The sequence below is a fragment of the Kribbella sp. NBC_00662 genome (assembly GCF_041430295.1).
Taxonomy (GTDB): Bacteria; Actinomycetota; Actinomycetes; order Propionibacteriales; family Kribbellaceae; genus Kribbella.
The window spans coordinates 5,555,641-5,574,806 of the sequence record NZ_CP109029.1; the positions used below are offsets into that span (position 1 = coordinate 5,555,641).

Here is a 19,166-nt window from a genome sequence, read left to right on the forward strand (position 1 = left end):
CAACCACCCGGTGTCCAAGTGGCACGACCGGGCCCCGCTGCTCGGCGGCGCGATCGGTGCGGTCGCGCTGTGGATCGTCGTCCGGCTGCTCAGCGGCGACGTGTCGGCGCTGTACGTCGTCGCGGCCGTCGTCGGCGGCGCCGTCGTCGGTACGGCGATCGGCGTCCTGGCCGGCCGGCTCGCGAAGAAGGGCGCGCGGGTCGAGGTCAGCGTGCAGGCCGTGGCGGCCACGGCGGTCGCGTCCGCGCTGACCGCGGAGCTCGGCTGGATCATCTTCAAGGAGCTGATCGACAAGGTCGAGTGGCCGAGCGCGAAGCAGCGCATCCCGTTCCCGCAGCTCGACGTGGTGACCGGTACGGCGCTGCAGGTCGGTGGCGTGACCATCCAGCGGTCCGCGATCTTCACGGTCGCCGCACTGGTGGTCTGCGCCGTACTGCTGTGGTTCTTCATCAACCGGACCCGGCTCGGTCGCGGTATGCAGGCCGTCTCGCAGGACCCGGACACCGCCCGGCTGATGGGTATCAACGTCGACCGGATCATCGTGGTGGCGTTCGCGCTCGGTGCGGTGCTCGCGGCGATCGCGGGTGTCTCGCAGGGTCTGCAGAACAACAACATCGACTTCCGGATGGGCTTCCTGGCCGGTCTGAAGGCGTTCACCGCGGCCGTCCTCGGTGGTATCGGCAACGTGTACGGCGCGGTCGTCGGCGGTCTCGTGCTCGGTGTGGTCGAGGCGATGGCCACGCAGTACATCCCGGGTCAGTTCGGCGGAAGCACCTGGAAGGACGTCTGGGCGTTCGTGATCCTGATTCTGGTTCTGGTGTTCAGGCCGCAGGGCCTGCTCGGCGCGAGGGTGGTGGACCGGGCATGACGGACGTGAAGACTCCGGTGCCGGAGGCAACGGACGCCCCACCGGCCAAGCCGGGCAATCCGATCGCGTGGCCGCTGGGTGTGGCCGGCGCGGTGCTGCTGATCGTCGGTTCGTTCCTGTCCTGGAGCTACGACAAGACGATCCTGAACGACCTGTCGATCAACTTCTATCCCGGCGGTCTGCAGATCCTCACGATCATCGGCGCGGTGCTGTCGCTCGTGCTGCTGCTCGCGGAGAAGGGTCCGCTGACCAGGCTCGGCGCCTGGCTGGACGTCACGCTCGGGCTCCGGACGCTCGGCGCCGGTCTGACGCTGTACATGGTGCTGATCCTGGTTGCGATCGGCACCGAGTCCGACGGCCTGATCAACGTGAACCCGGGCGCGTACATCTCTCTCGTGGGTGCGCTGCTGATCGCGGTCTCGGGCTGGATGCTGCCGCTGCGGCAGCTGCGCGACATGAGCGAGGCGAGACTGCCGGGCTGGTTCGAGATCCTCTCGATCGCGATCCTGATGGCAGCGGTGCTGTTCGCCGCGGCGTACGCGCTCGGCCTGCAGGACGCCTGGTCGTTCATTCTCTGCCTGGTGTTCATCGCCGTCGTCGCGACGGCGTTGTTCCGCACCGGCACGATGTCGTTCGTCGGTCACGTCGGGCAACGGCACCGCAAGGTGCTCACGCTGTCCGCGTTCGTGGTCGCGTTCCTCTTCCCGTTCACGCAGAACGGGTCGGACGCGAACATGTCGATCGCGAACCAGGTGCTGATCTTCGGCGCGACCGCGATGGGTCTGAACATCGTGGTCGGCCTGGCCGGTCTGCTGGACCTGGGGTACATCGCGTTCCTCGGCGCCGGCGCGTACACGGCCGCGGTGCTGTCGAACTCGGCGTTCGCCACCGTCGGTTGGAAGCCGCCGTTCCTGGTCGTGATGCTGGTCGGCGCGTGCGTGTCGGCGGTCCTCGGTCTGATCATCGGCACACCGACGCTGCGGGTCTCCGGCGACTATCTGGCCATCGTGACGCTCGGCTTCGGTGAGATCTTCCGGTTCTCGATGGGGAACCTGGACGGCAACAACGGCCCGAACCTGACCAACGGCCCGAATGGTGTCCCCGGCATCCCGGACCTGGAGATCGGCGGGTTCAACTTCGGTGACGAGCATGCGATCGCCGGCATCGAGCTGGGCCGGTTCTCGAACTACTACTTCCTCCTGCTGATCCTGATCGGCTTCGTCATCCTGGTCTTCGCCCGGCTGAACAACAGCCGGATCGGGCGCGGCTGGGTGGCGATCCGGGAGGACGAGAAGGCCGCCGAGGCGATGGGCGTGAACGTGTTCGGGCTGAAGCTGCTCGCGTTCGCGGTCGGCGCGTTCCTGGCCGGTCTGGCCGGCACGATCAAGGCCCACCAGGACGCCGCGGTCAGCCCGGACCAGTACCAGTTCATCGAGTCGGCGTTCCTGCTCGCCGCGATCGTGCTCGGCGGTATGGGCACCATCGCCGGTGTGTTGCTGGGAGCAACGATCCTGAAGCTGCTGCCGGAGAAGCTGCGGTTCTTCTCGGAGTACCGGCTGCTGATGTTCGGGTTGCTGCTGGTGCTGATGATGCGGTTCCGGCCGGAGGGGCTGGTCGCGAGCAGACGAAGGCAGCTCGAGTTCCACGAAGAGGACGAGGAGCTTGCCGTCGAGGTCGAAGAGGAACGCCTGGCCGTCGGGGAGGCGAAATGACAGTGACCGAGTCCCGGCCCGCGGCCACCCGGCCGATCGGCGAGCCGGTCCTGGAAGCCTCCGGCGTGACCATGCGGTTCGGTGGTCTGCTGGCGGTCAACGACGTCAACCTGACCGTCCGTGAGGGCGAGATCGTCGGTCTGATCGGCCCGAACGGGGCCGGCAAGACGACGTTCTTCAACTGCCTCACCGGGTTGTACAAGCCGACCAGCGGGCAGGTCCGGTTCGCCGGCGTACCGCGGAAGGCGCCGAAGGCCCCGAAGCGCAAGAAGGGCGAGGAGCTCGATCTGGAGGCGGTGCCGGTCCAGGAGCTCGCCGCGCTGTCGCCGTTGCCGCCGAAGCCGCGGGCCGTGGTCCGCGCGGGGATGGCCCGGACGTTCCAGAACATCCGGCTGTTCGCGAACATGACCGCGCTGGAGAACGTGATGGTCGGGCGCTACTGCCGGACCAGCGCGGGCGCGCTCACCTCGGTGCTGCGCGGGCCGAAGTTCCGTCGCGAGGAGGAGGCGACGCGGGCCCGGGCGCAGGAGCTGCTCGAGTTCGTCGGCCTCGGCCGCTCGACCGAGCACCTGGCCCGGAACATGCCGTACGGCGACCAGCGCCGGCTGGAGATCGCCCGCGCGCTGGCCACCGACCCGAAGCTCATCCTGCTGGACGAGCCGACGGCCGGTATGAACCCGCAGGAGACCCGGCAGGCGATGGACCTGATCTTCAAGATCAGGGACTCCGGGCTGTCGGTCGTGGTGATCGAGCACGACATGCGGTTCATCTTCAACCTGTGCGACCGGGTGCTGTGTCTGGTCCAGGGGCAGGCCCTGATCGAGGGCACCCCGGACGAGGTGCAGTCCGACCCGCGGGTGATCGAGGCCTACATCGGCACCGGCGAGGACGACGAGGACGCCCCGCAGGACGACACCGGGGAGGAGACACGATGAGCGCGATGCTCGAGGTCAAGGACCTGGAAGTTGCCTACGGCAAGATCCTTGCGGTGAAGAAGATCAGCTTCAGCGTGGAGCAGGGGCAGGTGGTGTCGCTGATCGGCACCAACGGCGCCGGCAAGACCACCACGCTGAAGACGATCTCCGGTCTGCTCCGGCCGACCGGCGGCGAGATCTGGTTCCAGGGCGAGCGGATCGACCACGTGGCGGCGCACGACATCGTCACCCGGGGGCTGGCGCATTCGCCCGAGGGCCGGCGGATCTTCCCGCGGCTGTCGGTCGAGGAGAACCTGATACTCGGCGCGTTCGCACGCCGGGACCCGGGCGGGGTCCGCAAGGACCTGGAGGCGGCGTACGAGCTGTTCCCGATCCTGGGGGAGCGGCGCAAGCAGCCGGCCGGCACGTTCTCCGGCGGTGAGCAGCAGATGCTGGCGATGGGCCGGGCGATGATGAGCCGGCCGAAGCTGATGATGCTGGACGAGCCGTCGATGGGTCTGTCGCCGATCATGATGAAGCGGATCATGTCGACGGTGACCGAGCTGCAGCGGCAGGGGACGACGATCCTGCTGGTCGAGCAGAACGCGCAGGCCGCGTTGAAGCGGGCCGACTTCGGCTACGTGCTCGAGGTCGGGAAGATCGTGCTGTCGGGTTCCGGCAGCGATCTGTTGGTGAACGACTCGGTCCGTAAGGCCTATCTGGGCGAGGACTGAGAGGCCGTCGCTGCTGGTTCAGTTGCGGATGACAACGAGCAACTGGACCAGCAGCGGCGCCACGATCAAGGCGGGTAGCAGGTCGGCGACCGCTACCTGCTTCAGTTTCAGCAGTCTGAGCGCCACGCCGATCAGCATCACGCCGCCGGTGGCGCCGAGCGCGGTCACATGAGCATCGGGCAGTACGTCGCCCAGCACCGCGCCCACTGCCGTCATCGAACCCTGGACGACGAGTACGACGAGCGCGGACGCCGCCACGCCCCAGCCGAACGATGCGGCGAAGGCGATCGAGGTGAACCCGTCGAGAACCGCCTTCAGATACAGCTGATCCGCGCCGCGGCCGAGCCCGTCGGACAGTGAGCCGAGGAACGTGAGCGGCCCGACGCAGAACACCATCGACGCCGACACGAACCCTTCGACGAACGTGCTCTGCCCCTCGCCGCGGTCGAACCGGCGCTGCATCCAGGCGCCGAAACCTTCCAGCCGTTCCTCGATGTGCAGCAGCGAGCCGATGATCCCGCCGATCAGCATCGCGCCCAGCACGATCAGCACCGGTGCGCTGTCGCCGACCGCGTCGCTGAGTGCCTTGTCGCCGACGGTGAGTGCCGAGGAGATCGCGATCAGCAGCGTGACCAGACCGATCGCGTCGGTGACCAGATCCCTGGTGCGGTGACTGAGCCGGTGTCCGACGAGTACGCCGAGTACCGAACCGACGAGCACCGTCGCGACGTTCACGACGGTCCCGATTCCGATGAACAAACTCGTCCCTCCGGACTGCGATGGTCAGCTTTGCATGTGACCCCCGAGGGCCTACTGTTGCGCGAGGACGAGCGTATCTGCCCGTCCGTTCACCTCGGGGGTGGACCGGACCCAGGAGGTCGCTGTGGTGGCTGCCGTCGAGGTGAGGGACGCACGCGTGGGTGACGCCGGCGCCCTGGTCGCGTTGTGGCGTGAGCTGACCACCGCCGGGCTGCCGTCCCGGTTGCCCGCACCGCCGTCGACGGCCGCCGCTGAGGTTGCCATCAGCAAGCACCTGGACGACCCGTTCGGCCGCCTCGTGGTGGTCGAGCTGGACGGCGAGATCCACGGCATGGCCTACCTGCGCAAGACCGCCGTCAGCCCGTTGCACGACGACACCACCGTCGCGGTCGAGTACCTGCACGTCAGCGACTCGGCCCGCCGGCACGGGCTCGGCAAGGCCCTGATCGCCGAGGCGGTCGCCTGGGCCGAGCACGAGAGCTGCGCCCACCTTGCCGTCGTCGCGCCCGCGATCGCCCGCGAGGCGAACCGGTTCCTGGCCCGGCTCGGTCTCGGCCAGGCCGGCGTACTGCGGTTCGCGAACACGCACACGGTGCGTCGCCGGCTCGCGGCCGAGCACGCGCCGAACCTGCTGGCCCTGCTCTCGTCGCGCCGCTCCGCTTTCGCCCGCCGCGCTCAGCTCAGCGGCACAGTGGGCGGCACCGTCGGCGGCACCGTGGTCAGCTCCCCGGCGGAGCCTGAATCAGCTGGCAAGTGATCCGCGCGGTGCAGACCCGCTTGTCCCGCTCGTCGGTGACGATCACCTCGTACGACGTCGTCGTACGGCCGAGGTAGATCGGGGTCGCGACCCCGGTGACGACTCCTTCGCGGACCGCCCGGTGATGGGTCGCGTTGATGTCGACGCCGACGGCGACCTTCCCGTACGTCGCCGCGTGCAGCGCGGAGCCGATCGAGCCGAGGCTCTCGGCCAGGACGCAGGACGCGCCGCCGTGGAGGAGACCGTACGGCTGTGTGTTGCCCTTGACGGGCATCGTCGCGACCACCCGCTCGGGCGACGCCTCGCTGACAACGATTCCCATCAGCTGGAGGAGCGTGCCCTCCATGCCCATACCCGGTCCGAGGTTCGTTTCATCTGTCACGGAAGCAGTGTGTCAGAACTGTCCGTGGGACCCACTAGAGTCGGTGTGTGGCTCCAGATACCGACACCTCGACGATGACCAAGGACACCGCGACCCCGGCCACCGGGCGACCGCGGATCCTGCTGCTGGACGGGCACTCGCTGGCGTACCGGGCGTTCTACGCGCTCCCGGTGGAGAACTTCTCCACCACCACCGGGCAGCACACCAACGCGGTGTACGGGTTCACCTCGATGCTGATCAACATGCTCCGCGACGAGCAGCCGACCCATATCTGCGTCGCGTTCGACGTGTCCCGCAAGACCTTCCGCTCGGAGCAGTACGCGGAGTACAAGGCGGGCCGCTCCAAGTCGCCGGACGAGTTCAAGGGGCAGGTCTCGCTGGTCAAGGAGGTGCTGGAGGCGCTTCGGATCCCGACCACCGAGATCGACGGCTGGGAGGCCGACGACGTCATCGCGACCCTCGCCACGCAGGCGGCGGAGCAGGGCTTCGAGGTGCTGATCAGCAGCGGCGACCGGGACGCGTTCCAGCTGGTCAGCGACGACGTCACAGTGCTGTATCCGAAGCGCGGGGTGTCCGAGATCGCCCGGATGGACCCGGCCGCGGTCGAGGAGAAGTACGGCGTTCCCCCGCGGCTGTATCCGGATCTGGCCGCGCTGGTGGGCGAGCAGAGCGACAACCTGCCGGGTGTGCCCGGCGTGGGTCCGAAGACGGCGGCCAAGTGGTTGAACCAGTTCGGCTCGCTGAACGACGTGGTCGACCGGGTGAACGAGATCAAGGGCAAGGCCGGCGAGTCGTTGCGTGAGCACCTCGCCGACGTGATCCGGAACCGGCAGATCAACGAGCTGGTCCGCGACCTGACCCTGGACGTCGTGGTCGACGACCTGGTCCGGACGCCGTGGGACCGGGACAAGGTGCACACGCTGTTCGACAGCCTGGAGTTCCGCGTACTGCGCGAGCGGCTCGTCGCCGAGCACGAAGAGGTCGACGCGACCGTCGACCACGGGTTCGAGCTGGACGGCGCGCAGCTGAAGCCGGGCGAGGTCGCTGCCTGGCTGAAGGAGCACGTGAGCACGGGTGAGCGCGTCGGCGTTGCCGTGCAGGGCAGCTGGGGCGGCGGGACCGGCCAGATCACCGGGCTCGCGCTGGCGAACACCTCCGGTGCCGCGGCCTGGTTCGACCCGACGATGATGACACCGGACGACGAGGCAGCCTGGCAGGCCTGGCTCGCCGACGAGAAGCAGCCGAAGGCGCTGCACGACGTGAACGGTCCGCTCCTCGGCTTCCTGGAGCGTGGCTGGATGTTGGGCGGTCTGAGCTCGGACACCCAGCTGAGTGCGTACCTGGTCCGCCCGGACCAGCGTGCGTACGACCTCGCCGACCTGACCGTGCGATACCTCAAGCGCGAGCTGCGCAACGAGGAGGCCGACAACGGCCAGCTCAGCTTCGACGACGTCGAGGGCGGCCCGGCCGCGGACCACACGATGCTGCGTGCCCGCGCGATCGCGGATCTCGCCGACACGCTCGACGCCGAGCTCGAGAAGCAGGCCGGTACTCCGCTGCTCGCGGACGTCGAGCTGCCGCTGATCCAGGTGATCGCGGCCATGGAGCGCGACGGCATCGCGGTCGACCGGCCGTACCTGGAGCAGCTCGAGGAGCGGTTCGCGACCGGAGTGCGGGACGCCGCCGCCTCGGCGTACGAGGTGATCGGTAAGGAGATCAACCTCGGGTCGCCGAAGCAGCTGCAGGTGGTGCTGTTCGACGAGTTGCAGATGCCGAAGACCAAGCGGACCAAGACCGGGTACACCACGGACGCGGACTCGCTGCAGGCGCTGTTCGAGAAGACCGAGCACCCGTTCCTGGCCTACCTGCTGGCGCACCGGGACGCGACCCGGCTGCGGCAGACGGTCGAGGGCCTGCTGAAGACGATCAGCCCCCGCGACGGCCGGATCCACACCACGTTCAACCAGACGATCGCGGCGACCGGGCGGCTCAGCTCCACCGACCCGAACCTGCAGAACATCCCGATCCGGACCGAGGAGGGCCGCCGGATCCGGCAGGCGTTCATCGTCGGCGAGGGCAACGAGTCGCTGATGTCGGCCGACTACAGCCAGATCGAGATGCGGATCATGGCGCACGTGTCGAAGGACCAGGGCCTGATCGACGCGTTCAACTCCGGGATGGACTTCCACTCGGTGACCGCGTCGCGGGTGTTCTCGGTCGAGCCGTCCGCGGTCACGCAGGAGCAGCGCGCCAAGATCAAGGCGATGAACTACGGCCTGGCGTACGGCCTGTCGGCGTACGGCCTGAGCCAGCAGCTGAAGATCGGCGTCGACGAGGCCAAGGGCCTGATGGACGAGTACTTCGAGGGCTTCGGCGGCGTCCGGGACTACCTGCGGTCGATCGTGATCGACGCCGGCAAGACCGGATACACCGAGACGATCCTGGGCCGCCGGCGGTACCTGCCGGACCTGACCAGCGACAACCGCCAGCGCCGCGAGATGGCCGAGCGGATGGCGCTGAACGCCCCGATCCAGGGCTCGGCCGCCGACGTCATCAAGATGGCGATGCTCAAGGTCGACGCGTCCCTGCGCGACTCCGGCCTGAAGTCGCGGATGCTCCTCCAGGTCCACGACGAGCTCGTCTTCGAGATCGCCCCCGGCGAACGCGAGGCCCTCGAGGAGCTGGTCCGCCACGACATGGGCCACGCCGTCGAGATGGCCGTCCCACTGGACGTCTCGGTCGGCGTAGGCCGCACCTGGCACGAAGCCGCCCACTAGCTCGACCTAGGCGGTCACATACACCGGCGTCGGGTCGGGGGAGAGGGCGTTCTTGATGGACGCTCGCTCCCGGTCCGTCAGGTCGGGTAGGTCGGTCAGCGGCCACCAGCGGACGTCGAGGGACTCGTCGTCGTTGACGCGCGGTTCGCCGCGCAGTGCGTGGCAGCGGAAGCACAGGTCGAGGAACTGGACCTGGTCGCCGTTCGGGTAGCTGGCCGGCGGGAGCGATTCGATGCTGACCAGGCGGTCGATCGCGGCCTCGACGGCGGTCTCCTCCTGGATCTCGCGGATCAGGCCGACGGCCGGTTGCTCGCCCGGCTCGAGGATGCCGGCGACCAGGCTCCAGCGGCCGTTGTCGGCACGCTTGACCAGCAGGATCTCGGCCGGATCGGCCACGTCGTCGAGCACGACGCCGGTGATCCCGGTGAGCCAGAGCAGGTCGTGGCCGATCTTCGCTCGCAGGTCGAGGATGAACTTCGGTGTCGGCATGCCCAGCACCCTATAGAACGGCACCGCGCGGGTTTCTTGACGCAAGAAAGTTGAAGGGTCGAGCGCAAGTGGTAAGCGCTTGCCGCGCAAGATACCGACAGTGATGAACCGATCTCGGTCAGTGCTCGGCGAGGTCTTCCGTGCAAGCGCTTTCTATGTCATTCTCCGGGGCAAAGATCCGAGATCCTATCGGATATCGCTCTCGGATATTTCGTCTTTTGTTCCGACCAGCCGCCAGGAGGAACCATGCCGAACGATGACGCGCGCCCTGGAGTCAGCCGTCGATCACTGATCGCGGGGGCACTCGGCCTGACCGCGGCGACTGCCGGCGGCGGCCTGCTCAGTGGGTGTAGTGGCAAGAGCGACGCCGGCGCCGCGGCCGCGGGCGCCGGTGAGGCTGCCCCGAGCGTGACGCTGGGCCCGAAGCTGACCACCGTGCAGTACCCGGAGGGGTACGTCGGGCCGGTCGCCCGCACGCTGAAGCCGCTCACCACCGAGAAGGTCACGTTCAAGATCGTCGTCAAGCAGGACGTGACGATCGGCGACTGGAAGACCAACGCCTTCACGAAGTGGCTCGAGCAGAAGACCGGTGTGCACATCGAGTGGAGCCAGATCGGCGGCACCGACGACGACGTGATGACCAAGGTCAACGCGATGATCGCGGCCGGCGACATCCCGGACGCGTTCCTCGGGATCGGGTTCACCCGCTCCCAGCTCTTCCTGTACGGCGCCCAGGGGCTCTTCACCGATGTCGGCCAGCACATCGACGCCTACGCGCTGAACCTGCAGCAGGCGATGAAGGACTACCCCGAGACCCGCAAGCTGATCCAGGCGCCGGACAAGAAGATCTACTCGTTCCCGGGGATCAACGACTGCTTCCACTGCCGGGCCATCGACGGCCGGGCCTGGCTGAACGTCGACTGGATCAAGCAGGTCGGACTGGCGATGCCGAAGACCACCGACGAATTCCGCGAAGTACTGCGCGCGTTCAAGAAGGCGGATCTGGCCGGGAACGGCAAAACCATCCCGTTCGCGGGGTACAACGAGGCTCCGATCGACCCGTTCTTCATGAACGCGTTCCTCTACAACCCGGGCGAACCGTGGCTGGTGGTCAGGGACGGCAAGGTCGATGTCGCGTTCGACAAGGACGAGTGGCGCGAGGGCCTGAAGTACGCGAACGGCCTGTACAAGGAAGGCCTGATCAGCCGCGACGTCTTCACCGCCGACGGCGACCAGCTGAAGCGCTACGGCAACGCGCCCGGCAAGCCGCTGATCGGCGGCGCCCGGTCGAACTACTGGGGCAACTTCCTCGACATCGACCAGAAGGATCCGAACGCCCGCTGGCGTCAGTACGAGGCCTGCCCGCCGTTGAAGGGACCGAACGGCGTCCAGTACGCCGCCTGGGACTACCTGACCGTCGGCGTCGAGGTGGCGCACCTGGTGATCACCAAGAAGTGCGCCAAGCCGGATCTGCTGGTCCAGTGGGCCGATGCGCAGTACGAGCTGGAGGCGATCCTGCGCGGGTACGGCGGCCCGAAGTTCGCGTGGGCGAAGAAGGGTGACCTGGGGATCAACGGCAAGCAGGCGGTCTACGGCTTCGACGCGACCTGGAACTCGCAGAAGAACCTGAACTGGGGCCAGGACAACCCGATGTACCGCTCGCAGGACTTCCGGCTGGGCGAGCGGGTGGTGCCGGGCGACCTCACCTTCGAGAAGCCGCTCTACGAGCAGACCAAGGAGCGGTTCTTCCCGCTCAAGCAGCCGCAGGAGATGCAGTTCCCGCCGGTCACGCTCGACCAGGACCAGGCCGCGCAGGAGGCAGAGCTGCGGACCAACCTCAAGGGTGAGGTGAACCAGTCGTTCGCGAAGTTCCTCACCGGACAGCTCGACCCGAACGACGACGGCGCCTGGAACGACTACAAGGACCGGGTCAGCAAGATCGGCGTGAAGCCGTATCTGGAGCTCCAGCAGGCCGCCTACGAGACGTACAACGCATGAGCGAGCGGAGCGAGCTCATCATCAAGCACAGTGCGTCTCGTGTCTCATCGGCGCCCGGAGCGAAGCGAGGACGTCGATGAGCGCCGGAACATTGCCGCCGGACGAGACGCGGCCGGCGGTCGGGGCGTCGATCCAGGACACCCGCGGCGACAAGATCGCGATGGCCTGCATCTACACCGCGCTCGGTCTCTTCTGCCTGGCGATCCTGTACCCGCTGGTCTACGTCCTCAGCGCCTCGGTCAGCAACACCAGGAAGGTGTCGGCCGGCGAGGTCTGGCTGTGGCCGGTCGGGTTCACGCTGGACGCCTACCGGGCGATCTTCGACTACAAGGCGATCGTCAGCAGCTTCGGGAACTCGGTGTACTACGCGGTCGCCGGGGCGCTGGTGGCCACGGTCCTGACGCTCCTGGCGGCGTACCCGCTGTCGCGGAAGGGCCTGCCGGGCAAGGGGATCATCATGGGCGCGTTCGTGTTCACGATGATGTTCAACGGCGGCCTGATCCCGACGTACCTGGTGGTCGACCAGCTCGGGCTGCTGAACACGCGCTGGGCGATCATCCTGCCGACCGCGCTGGCGGTCTGGAACGTGATCATCACCCGGACCTACTTCATGGTGACGATCCCCGAGGAGCTGGTCGAGGCCGGGAAGGTGGACGGCTGCAGCGACTTCAGCTTCTTCTGGCGGGTGGTGCTGCCGCTGAGCAAGCCGATCATCGCGGTGAACCTGCTGTTCTACGCGGTCGGGCAGTGGAACTCGTTCTTCAACGCGCTGATCTACCTGACCAACGAGCACCTGTTCCCGCTGCAGGTGGTGCTGCGGCAGATCCTGATCCAGTCGAAGGTCGACCCGTCCCAGATGCAGGACACCAGCAAGCTGCTGCAGATGCAGGAGTTGCAGCAGCAGCTGAAGTACTCGTTGATCGTGATCGGGATGATCCCGCCGCTGCTGGTCTACCCGTTCGTGCAGAAGCACTTCGTCAAGGGAGCCATGGTCGGCTCCTTGAAGGGATAGCCGATGGCGACCTCGACAGAAGCTCGCTCGACCGTCCGGTCCGCTACCCACAAGCGGACCCGGAGCGCGAAGAACGCGGTCGGCCTGGGGCTGCGGATGCGCCGCAACTGGCAGCTGTACGCGATGCTGGCGTTGCCGCTGCTCTGGCTGGCGATCTTCGCCTACTGGCCGATGTACGGCGTGATCATCGCGTTCAAGGACTACAACGTGGTGCAGGGGATCTGGGGCAGCCCGTGGGCCGGGATGAAGTACTTCGACCGGTTCGTGGAGTCGTACCAGTTCTGGCGGCTGATCAAGAACACCGTGTACCTGCACGTCTACGAACTGGTGGCGACGTTCCCGTTGCCGATCATCCTCGCGCTCTGCCTGAACACCGTGCGGAAGAAATGGTTCAGCCGTGCGTCGCAGCTGATCACCTACGCGCCGCACTTCATCTCCACCGTGGTCGTGGTGGGTCTGCTCGTCGTCCTGACCAGCCCGAACACCGGAGTGACCAACAAGTTCATCGGTCTGTTCGGATTCGGTCCGGCCAACCTGATGGGCGACTCCGGGATGTTCCGGCACCTCTACGTGTGGTCCGGCGCGTGGCAGACGATGGGGTTCGCCGCGATCATCTACCTGGCCGCGCTGACCAGCGTGCCGCCGGAGCTGCACGAGGCGGCGATCGTGGACGGGGCGTCGCGGTTGCGGCGGATGTGGCATATCGACCTGCCGGCGATCGTGCCGGTCGCGGTGATCCTGCTGATCCTGGACATCGGCCGGATCCTGTCCGTCGGGTTCGAGAAGGTGCTGCTGATGCAGAACAGCCTGAACCTCGACGTCGCGGAGGTGATCGACACCTACGTCTACAAGATCGGTCTGGCGTCGGCGGTGCCGCAGTTCAGTTATGCGACGGCGATCGGACTGTTCAGATCGGTGATCGGATTGGTGTTACTCGTGCTGGCGAACACCTTTGCCCGGCGGTTCGCCAAGTCCAGCCTGTGGTGAGCTAGTCGCTGGCCTGGCGATGCAGTCCGGTCGCGAGGACGGCCGACAGCAGGAGCGCGCAGGTGCTGGTCATCGCGACCAGCACCTTCACGCCGTTCAGGCCGGTGGCGATGCCGGTGCCGAGCACGATCCCTGCCGCCGCCGCGAGTACGACGAGGCCGATCCAGATCGCCAGTGCGGCGCGCTTCTCCTGTTGCGCGATTGCGGCGTACACGACGAGCTGGAGGACGGCGTACGCGGAGCCGGCGACTGCGAACATCCAGGTGTACGGGCCGAGTGGCGCGTACTTCTCCTTGCCGCCAATGACCTCGACGACGATGCCGGGCAGGATCAACGTACCGACGACCGCGCAGACACCCAGGCCCGCGACGGCCATGATCGCTCGCCGCAGCCGGACCGTGTCACCGGGAGAGTTGGCCAGCGACGGGAACACGAGCACGATGACGAACTGCGGCAGGAACAGACAGGCCTTCGCGATGATCAGACCGGCCGCGTAGTACCCGCTGTCCTTCTCGTCGAGCAGGGCGCGGGCGAAAAGCACATCCGCGTTCGCGAGCGCGAAGAACGCGAGCAGCGTGTGCGTGCCGTGCACCGACTCCCGCAGTACGGTCTTGACCTGCTGGCTGGTCGAGCCACTGGATCCGCGGAGGAAGAATTGACCCAGCGCGGCCGGTACGGCGGCGCCGAGCGCGAGACCGGCCATGGCCCAGTCGAGCGACGGGTGGATGAGCAGTGCACCGCCGCCGAGCACCAGCCGGCCGACGCCGGTCGAGAAGTAGACCGCGGCCAGCTCAGTCCAGCGCTTGCTGCCCTGCAGTACGCCGAGCTGCGAGCCCATCAGCGTCAGGCTGCCCAGCGTCGGGGCGAGCAGCAGGATCGCGACGACCGAGTCGATGTGGAGCAGCCACATGAACAGCGGCGTCAGTACCAGGCAGAGCGCGGTGAGTCCCAGGGCGGACCGACGGCCCGCGTGCAGCATCGCGTCGGCCAGCGCGGCAGCGCCGTCGCCGGTGTGCGTGGCGAGCTGGCGAGCGCCGGCGGCTTGCAGACCGAGTGAGGCGACGTTGCCGATCAGCAGCAGACCCAGCAGGGCGGTGATCGCTCCGAACTGCTCCGGCATCAGCCGCCGGGAGGCGATCAGTGTGAACCCGTAGGCGGCCACGTTCATGATGGCCATCGCGACGGCGACCACGGTGGCGCTGCGCAGGAAGGCACTGCGGGGCGCCTGGGGTTGGGTGGTGCCCGACGTCATTCTCTGCTGCCTCGATCGGTGGGGTGGTTCGGTGAGTGATATTGCCGACCTCACGGTACGGCAACGATGCCGTCCGGAAGCCGCCGGATCCGTTAATGTCCCGCCGGTGGGGAGGCTGACAGCAGGCAGTTCGGAGCAGGTGGTCTGGCGAGCGCGGCTCGTGCTGGGCTGCCTGGCTCTCGTGGCCGTGTGCTTCCAGCAGGCGCCGGGCAAGATCCTCGCGGACACCAAGATCGAGCTGACCGCTGCGCCCGGCCGGTTCCTCTCGCGAGCTCTGCACTTGTGGGATCCGCACACGGCCTTCGGCCAGGTGCAGAGCGACGCCTTCGGCTACCTCCTGCCGATCGGGCCGTTCCACTGGCTGCTGGACGCGCTGTCGGTACCGGACTGGATCACTCAGCGCCTGTGGTGGTCGCTGGTCCTGTGCGTCGCCTTCCTCGGTATCTGGAAGCTCTGCAACGTCCTCGAGTACGGCGTGCCGTGGACCCGTTTCGCAGTCGCACTGCTCTACGCGCTCGTACCCCGGGTGTTCGGTGAGTTCCCGATCGAGGTGTGGCCGATGGCCATGGCTCCGTGGATCCTGCTGCCCCTCGTCTCACCCCGCGCCCGCTCCGGGTGGTGGCGTGCCAGCTGGTCGGCACTGGCGTTCGCACTGATCGGTGGCGCAGACCCGGTCGCGGGCGCCGCGACGCTCGTCGTACCGGCGATCTGGATGGTCAGCCACAGGAAGCTGAAGCTCGCACTGGGCTGGCTCGGGTTTGTGGTGGCCGCGTCGATCTGGTGGCTGGTGCCGATCGCCCTGCTGCTCCAGTACGGCGCTGCGCCGCCAGGCCCGCGTTGGTTGCCGGTGGTCGGTGCGGTTGTCGGACTGCCGCTCGCACTCGCCGGAGCGCACTACCTGCGCCGCCTGGCCAATCTGTCTGTGTCCCGGGGGCTCAGTCGCCGCGTCGTACCGGCGGCGGTCGCGTGTCTGGCGGTGGCTGCCGCCGCACCGGTGGTCCTGTTGCGACCGGACGGGGCGTCCGCCGCGATCCCGGCGCACTGGAACGCAGCGGCGTCGTGGCTGGACGACCAGTCCGCTCCGGGCAGTGTGCTGCTCCTGTCCACTACGACGGAACCGCTCACAGCCTTGGTCAAGCGACCGATGGCCGCGCTGACGGATGACGTGAAGCGCCGCGTCGACTCCGGTGTCGGCGACCAGACGCTGCGGCAAGAGCTCAACCGCGACGGCGTCCGGTATGTCGTCGTGCGGAACGACCTCGAGGACACCCTCGCGATCCACGAGAGCCTGGCCGACGCGGGCATCGGACGTGTCGCGTACTTCGGTCCCGCCGGCCGGACCCGTATCGCGTACCCGAGCGTGGAGATCTACGACGTCGGCGCGACCACTCCGGGCCGGCTGATCCCGCGGTCCCGGCTCGTGGCGGTCGACGGCACGGCTGACGACGTACCGACGGTTGTGACTGCGCTCGGCGGGGGTGGAGGCGCAGTACTCCGGGAGGACAACAAGATTGACGGACTGCCGTTGATCGAGACCGATGTCAGCCGGCCGGCCGATGAGCAGCCGAGTGCGGTGGTACTGCGGAGCCCGCAGATCGGGCGCTCCGGCTGCCTACATGTCGGGGCACGGGCGTTGTGTGGCCCGGATCAGGCCACGGAGGAACCGCGTGGTCTCTCTCGGACGGTGCAGTTGCCGCAGGCGGCGTCGTACGAGCTGCGGGGTACGGCGCTGCCGAAGGACGGTGACGTGCTCGAACGGCTGTTGCCGGTGCAGGGTGCCATCACTGCGACGGCGTCCTCGCGAGCGGTCACGGCGCCGGAGGGACGGCCGGGTGCAGCGGTCGACCGCGATCCCGGGACGAGTTGGCAGGCCGATCCCGATGACCCGAAACCGAGCCTGATCTTGAAGTTGCCTGCAGCAAGGAATGTGCAGGGGCTGCGCTTCCGGTCCGATGCGTATCTGGACGGATCGCGACCGGCCGAGGTGATGCTGCACTTCGACGGCGGCGTGCCGATCCGGGGCACGGTCGACGCCGACGGGTACGTTCGGTTCGCGGCGCGGCACGTGCAGACCGTCAAGATCGACTTCACCGCGACGAAGCCGTTGCAGGACGCTCATCGCAGCCCGGTCGGAGTGACAGAGGTCGTCGTGCTCGGTGCGGACGAGCTGCGCAAGGCAATCGATCCGGACCGCCGGATCCCGGCGTACTGCGGGAACGGACCGGCGGTGCGCATCGACGGCGTCCCTGCGAGGACACAGGTCGTGGCGACGATGCGGGACCTGCTGCAGCGGCGGCCGGTGCCGTTCAGCCTGTGCGGGGCGACGTCAGTCGCGCTGACGTCCGGGAGTCACCGCGTCGAGCTGCTCGCCGGCGGTGGGCTCGTGCCGATCGAGACCACGCTGGTCAAGGCCGGATTCGGCGACGTGTCTGTGACGCCAGTGCAGGGCGTCGATGTGTGGCGTCCGAATCCGTCGGAGCTGACGGTCGAGGTGCCGGATGCGGACGACCAGTCCGTGCTGGCGGTCGCGCAGAACTACAACGAGGGCTGGGAGGCGTACGACAGCACCGGCCAGAAGCTGACACCGATCCGGATCGGTGGCTGGCAGCAGGGATGGGTCCTGCCGGCTGGACCCGAGCAGGTGGTGACGGCCAGCTTCATGCCGGCGCGGAGCTACCGTGCCGGGCTGCTGCTCGGACTGGTCACGCTGCTGGCGGTCCTGCTCACCGCTGTGTTCTTCCCGAAACGCAGGACCGGCCGCTCGATCAGGCGGTAACTCGCGGCGGCCAGCACGACCGCGCTCACCAGAGTCACCGGCAGCTGTACCGCGAACGGTCCACGCATCACGCCCAGTACGACGAACCCGTACACCACCACACCGTACGAGAGTCGTGCACCGATCTGCGCCAGGCGACTGCCCAGCACGCGGACTGTCTTCGCGGACGGCGTCAGGATCGGGAAGAGGACGCAGGCGACGACGGCTGTGTAGAGCAGGCTCTTGAGCAGGGCCTGGGCGGGTGTGGGAGCGGAGTGGCCATAAGGACCGGCGAGCGGGGTGGCTGCGATCAGGAGGAGCGCAGCGGCGATTCCCCAGAGCGTCCCGGGGACTCTGGTCAGGGTGTCGAGCACTGACGGGCCGAGACGACCTGTGGCTCGGGCGACCTGCCAGAGCGCCAGCCCCATGCCGACGGCGAACCAGCCGAGATACCCGGGCAGCCAGAGACCGGCCTCCGGGTGATCGGTTGCCGTGACCGCAGCCATCCAAACCGGGCCGAGCACGGTCAGCGCGACCAGTACGAGTAGCCGCCAGCGGACACTGCGACGAGTCGGTCGCTCGTAACCGGTCAGCAGCCGGCCCAGGCCAGGTAGGAGTAAGTAGAAGGGGAGTGGTGTCAGCACTGCCCACCGGAGGTAGGTGGTCGCCGGGTGTGGGACGAAGACGATCGACAGCACAACGGTGATCAGCAGCGCCGGGAGGATCCGCAGCGCCCGGCCGCGCAGGTAGGTCAGCGTGAGCGGAGGATCGGTGGCCGAGAACCATGCGACGACGTGCGGCCGGTAGAGCAGGAAGCCGGAGATCGCGCAGAAGACGGCCCAGCCGACATCCAGCCGGGACACGACACCTGCGAGCGGCGCATGCGTCTGCAGGCCGATCTGTGCGGTCACCACGGCGAGCGCAGCGATCGCTCGCAGCCCGTCCACCGCTGGGAATCGGGTCATGCGCTCGGCGCCTTGTGTGCGGTCCAGATGGCAGTGCCGGGGACGTACGGTCCCCGTTCGGGACCCCAGCCGCCCCAGATCAGGTCGTGTCCGGCCGGCCACTCTGGCTCGAGCAGGTCGTCGACGATGAAGCCGGCACCGGTCAGCTCGCGGATCCAGTCACCGGTCGTGCGGTGGTGCTCGGCGTAGACCGGCGTACCGGCCTCGTCGACCTCGACGTACGGCGTCCGGTCGAAGTACGAGTGAGTGATGCGCAGACCGGCCGGCGACGGGTCGTCGGGCATCGTCCAGCGGAACGGGTGGGTTACCGAGAACACCAGCAGGCCGCCTGGCCTTAGCACGCGCTCGAGCTCGCGGAACGCCGTACCGACGTCGGCGACGAAGGGGAGCGCGCCGAAGGCTGAGCAGGCGATGTCGAAGGTGCTGTCGGCGTACGGCAGCGCTACTGCGTCTGCGGCGACCGTGCGAACCGACGTACCGGTCCGGGCATCGAGGTCTTTGGCGATGCGGAGCTGTTCTAGAGAGATGTCGAAGGCAACCACATCGGCTCCCTGGCCGGCCAGCCATCGCGAGCACTGGGCCGCACCGCAGCCGACCTCGAGGATCCGCCTGCCCTTGACCGGACCGAGCAGCTGTGCGGACTCCTCATCGACACCCTCGGGGGACCAGATGAACCGGTCGTCGCCGAGGAAGTCGCCGTGCTCCTGCAGGTACTCGTCGGCTGCGGAGTCCCAGTAGGTACGACTGGCCCGCGAGGTCTCCACCTCGGTCAGTTCCACCCGTACCGGCCTGTTCACCCCGCACA

Annotated in this window: 16 protein-coding genes; 10 read left to right on the plus strand and 6 right to left on the minus strand. The window is 67.9% G+C overall.

Features of this window, described 5'->3' with window-relative positions:
* The first annotated feature begins 10 nt into the window (after positions 1-10).
* The 4 genes from OHA10_RS27700 to OHA10_RS27715 are packed head-to-tail and all read left to right on the plus strand — an operon-like array spanning position 11 to position 4,228.
* The gene (locus OHA10_RS27700; RefSeq protein WP_371407999.1) at positions 11-868 is read left to right on the plus strand and encodes a branched-chain amino acid ABC transporter permease; all 858 of its coding nucleotides are present in this window, start codon (positions 11-13) and stop codon (positions 866-868) included.
* Complete coding sequence (locus tag OHA10_RS27705) at positions 865-2,580, plus strand: branched-chain amino acid ABC transporter permease (protein ID WP_371401681.1); 1,716 nt, start codon at positions 865-867, stop codon at positions 2,578-2,580. Before OHA10_RS27700 ends, OHA10_RS27705 begins: the two co-directional genes overlap by 4 nt.
* Positions 2,577-3,515 carry an ABC transporter ATP-binding protein gene (locus OHA10_RS27710; protein WP_371401682.1) on the plus strand — a complete coding sequence of 313 codons (939 nt, stop codon included), beginning with the start codon at positions 2,577-2,579 and terminating at the stop codon, positions 3,513-3,515. The genes OHA10_RS27705 and OHA10_RS27710 overlap by 4 nt, the downstream gene beginning before the upstream one ends.
* The gene (locus tag OHA10_RS27715) at positions 3,512-4,228 is read left to right on the plus strand and encodes an ABC transporter ATP-binding protein (RefSeq protein ID WP_371401683.1); all 717 of its coding nucleotides are present in this window, start codon (positions 3,512-3,514) and stop codon (positions 4,226-4,228) included. Before OHA10_RS27710 ends, OHA10_RS27715 begins: the two co-directional genes overlap by 4 nt.
* 18 nt (positions 4,229-4,246) lie before the next feature.
* On the opposite strand, the gene OHA10_RS27720 is transcribed toward OHA10_RS27715, so the two are convergent.
* Positions 4,247-4,987: a DUF554 domain-containing protein gene (locus OHA10_RS27720; RefSeq protein WP_371401684.1), complete on the minus strand. Its 741-nt coding sequence runs from the start codon at positions 4,985-4,987 to the stop codon at positions 4,247-4,249.
* A gap of 127 nt (positions 4,988-5,114) precedes the next feature.
* Here OHA10_RS27720 and OHA10_RS27725 point away from each other — a divergent pair, with 127 nt between their 5' ends.
* Positions 5,115-5,744: an N-acetyltransferase family protein gene (locus OHA10_RS27725; protein ID WP_371401685.1), complete on the plus strand. Its 630-nt coding sequence runs from the start codon at positions 5,115-5,117 to the stop codon at positions 5,742-5,744.
* Here OHA10_RS27725 and OHA10_RS27730 read toward each other — a convergent pair.
* Positions 5,707-6,096, minus strand: a complete 390-nt coding sequence (locus OHA10_RS27730; RefSeq protein WP_134103949.1) for a hotdog fold thioesterase — start codon at positions 6,094-6,096, stop codon at positions 5,707-5,709. The genes OHA10_RS27725 and OHA10_RS27730 overlap by 38 nt on opposite strands.
* A gap of 104 nt (positions 6,097-6,200) precedes the next feature.
* Here OHA10_RS27730 and polA point away from each other — a divergent pair, with 104 nt between their 5' ends.
* Positions 6,201-8,903, plus strand: a complete 2,703-nt coding sequence (polA, locus tag OHA10_RS27735; RefSeq protein ID WP_371408000.1) for a DNA polymerase I — start codon at positions 6,201-6,203, stop codon at positions 8,901-8,903.
* A gap of 6 nt (positions 8,904-8,909) precedes the next feature.
* On the opposite strand, the gene OHA10_RS27740 is transcribed toward polA, so the two are convergent.
* Positions 8,910-9,392 (minus strand): NUDIX domain-containing protein, encoded by a 483-nt coding sequence (locus tag OHA10_RS27740; protein ID WP_371401686.1) that lies wholly within the window; start codon positions 9,390-9,392, stop codon positions 8,910-8,912.
* Positions 9,393-9,638: 246 nt separating this feature from the next.
* Between OHA10_RS27740 and OHA10_RS27745 the strand changes: the two genes are divergently transcribed.
* The 3 genes from OHA10_RS27745 (at position 9,639) to OHA10_RS27755 (ending at position 13,389) form a co-directional block, all read left to right on the plus strand.
* On the plus strand, positions 9,639-11,390 hold the full coding sequence (locus tag OHA10_RS27745; RefSeq protein ID WP_371401687.1) for a hypothetical protein: 1,752 nt from the start codon (positions 9,639-9,641) through the stop codon (positions 11,388-11,390).
* Positions 11,391-11,466: 76 nt separating this feature from the next.
* Complete coding sequence (locus OHA10_RS27750; RefSeq protein WP_371401688.1) at positions 11,467-12,402, plus strand: carbohydrate ABC transporter permease; 936 nt, start codon at positions 11,467-11,469, stop codon at positions 12,400-12,402.
* Positions 12,403-12,405: 3 nt separating this feature from the next.
* Positions 12,406-13,389, plus strand: a complete 984-nt coding sequence (locus OHA10_RS27755) for an ABC transporter permease (RefSeq protein WP_371401689.1) — start codon at positions 12,406-12,408, stop codon at positions 13,387-13,389.
* Between the two features lies 1 nt (position 13,390).
* Here the strand turns inward: OHA10_RS27755 and OHA10_RS27760 are convergent, their stop codons facing one another.
* Complete coding sequence (locus OHA10_RS27760; RefSeq protein ID WP_371401690.1) at positions 13,391-14,641, minus strand: polysaccharide biosynthesis protein; 1,251 nt, start codon at positions 14,639-14,641, stop codon at positions 13,391-13,393.
* Between the two features lie 106 nt (positions 14,642-14,747).
* On the opposite strand from OHA10_RS27760, the gene OHA10_RS27765 reads away from it, so the two are divergent.
* Positions 14,748-17,417 (plus strand): alpha-(1->3)-arabinofuranosyltransferase family protein, encoded by a 2,670-nt coding sequence (locus OHA10_RS27765; protein WP_371401691.1) that lies wholly within the window; start codon positions 14,748-14,750, stop codon positions 17,415-17,417.
* On the opposite strand, the gene OHA10_RS27770 is transcribed toward OHA10_RS27765, so the two are convergent.
* Both OHA10_RS27770 and OHA10_RS27775 read right to left on the minus strand, forming a co-directional pair.
* A complete protein-coding gene (locus tag OHA10_RS27770) occupies positions 17,315-18,361 on the minus strand; it encodes an acyltransferase family protein (protein WP_371401692.1) in 1,047 nt (348 codons plus the stop codon). The genes OHA10_RS27765 and OHA10_RS27770 overlap by 103 nt on opposite strands.
* Positions 18,358-19,158, minus strand: a complete 801-nt coding sequence (locus OHA10_RS27775) for a class I SAM-dependent methyltransferase (protein WP_371401693.1) — start codon at positions 19,156-19,158, stop codon at positions 18,358-18,360. Before OHA10_RS27775 ends, OHA10_RS27770 begins: the two co-directional genes overlap by 4 nt.
* Between the last annotated feature and the right edge of the window lie 8 nt (positions 19,159-19,166).

What these genes read in the sequence shown, in the direction of transcription:
- OHA10_RS27755 (WP_371401689.1), top strand. Translation starts at nt 12,406, where the DNA reads ATGGCGACCTCGACAGAAGCTCGCTCGACCGTCCGGTCCGCTACCCAC.
- OHA10_RS27740 (WP_371401686.1), bottom strand. Translation starts at nt 9,392, where the DNA reads ATGCCGACACCGAAGTTCATCCTCGACCTGCGAGCGAAGATCGGCCAC.
- OHA10_RS27705 (WP_371401681.1), top strand. Translation starts at nt 865, where the DNA reads ATGACGGACGTGAAGACTCCGGTGCCGGAGGCAACGGACGCCCCACCG.
- OHA10_RS27710 (WP_371401682.1), top strand. Translation starts at nt 2,577, where the DNA reads ATGACAGTGACCGAGTCCCGGCCCGCGGCCACCCGGCCGATCGGCGAG.
- OHA10_RS27770 (WP_371401692.1), bottom strand. Translation starts at nt 18,361, where the DNA reads ATGACCCGATTCCCAGCGGTGGACGGGCTGCGAGCGATCGCTGCGCTC.
- OHA10_RS27750 (WP_371401688.1), top strand. Translation starts at nt 11,467, where the DNA reads ATGAGCGCCGGAACATTGCCGCCGGACGAGACGCGGCCGGCGGTCGGG.
- OHA10_RS27745 (WP_371401687.1), top strand. Translation starts at nt 9,639, where the DNA reads ATGCCGAACGATGACGCGCGCCCTGGAGTCAGCCGTCGATCACTGATC.
- OHA10_RS27760 (WP_371401690.1), bottom strand. Translation starts at nt 14,641, where the DNA reads ATGACGTCGGGCACCACCCAACCCCAGGCGCCCCGCAGTGCCTTCCTG.
- polA (WP_371408000.1), top strand. Translation starts at nt 6,201, where the DNA reads ATGACCAAGGACACCGCGACCCCGGCCACCGGGCGACCGCGGATCCTG.
- OHA10_RS27730 (WP_134103949.1), bottom strand. Translation starts at nt 6,096, where the DNA reads ATGGGCATGGAGGGCACGCTCCTCCAGCTGATGGGAATCGTTGTCAGC.
- OHA10_RS27715 (WP_371401683.1), top strand. Translation starts at nt 3,512, where the DNA reads ATGAGCGCGATGCTCGAGGTCAAGGACCTGGAAGTTGCCTACGGCAAG.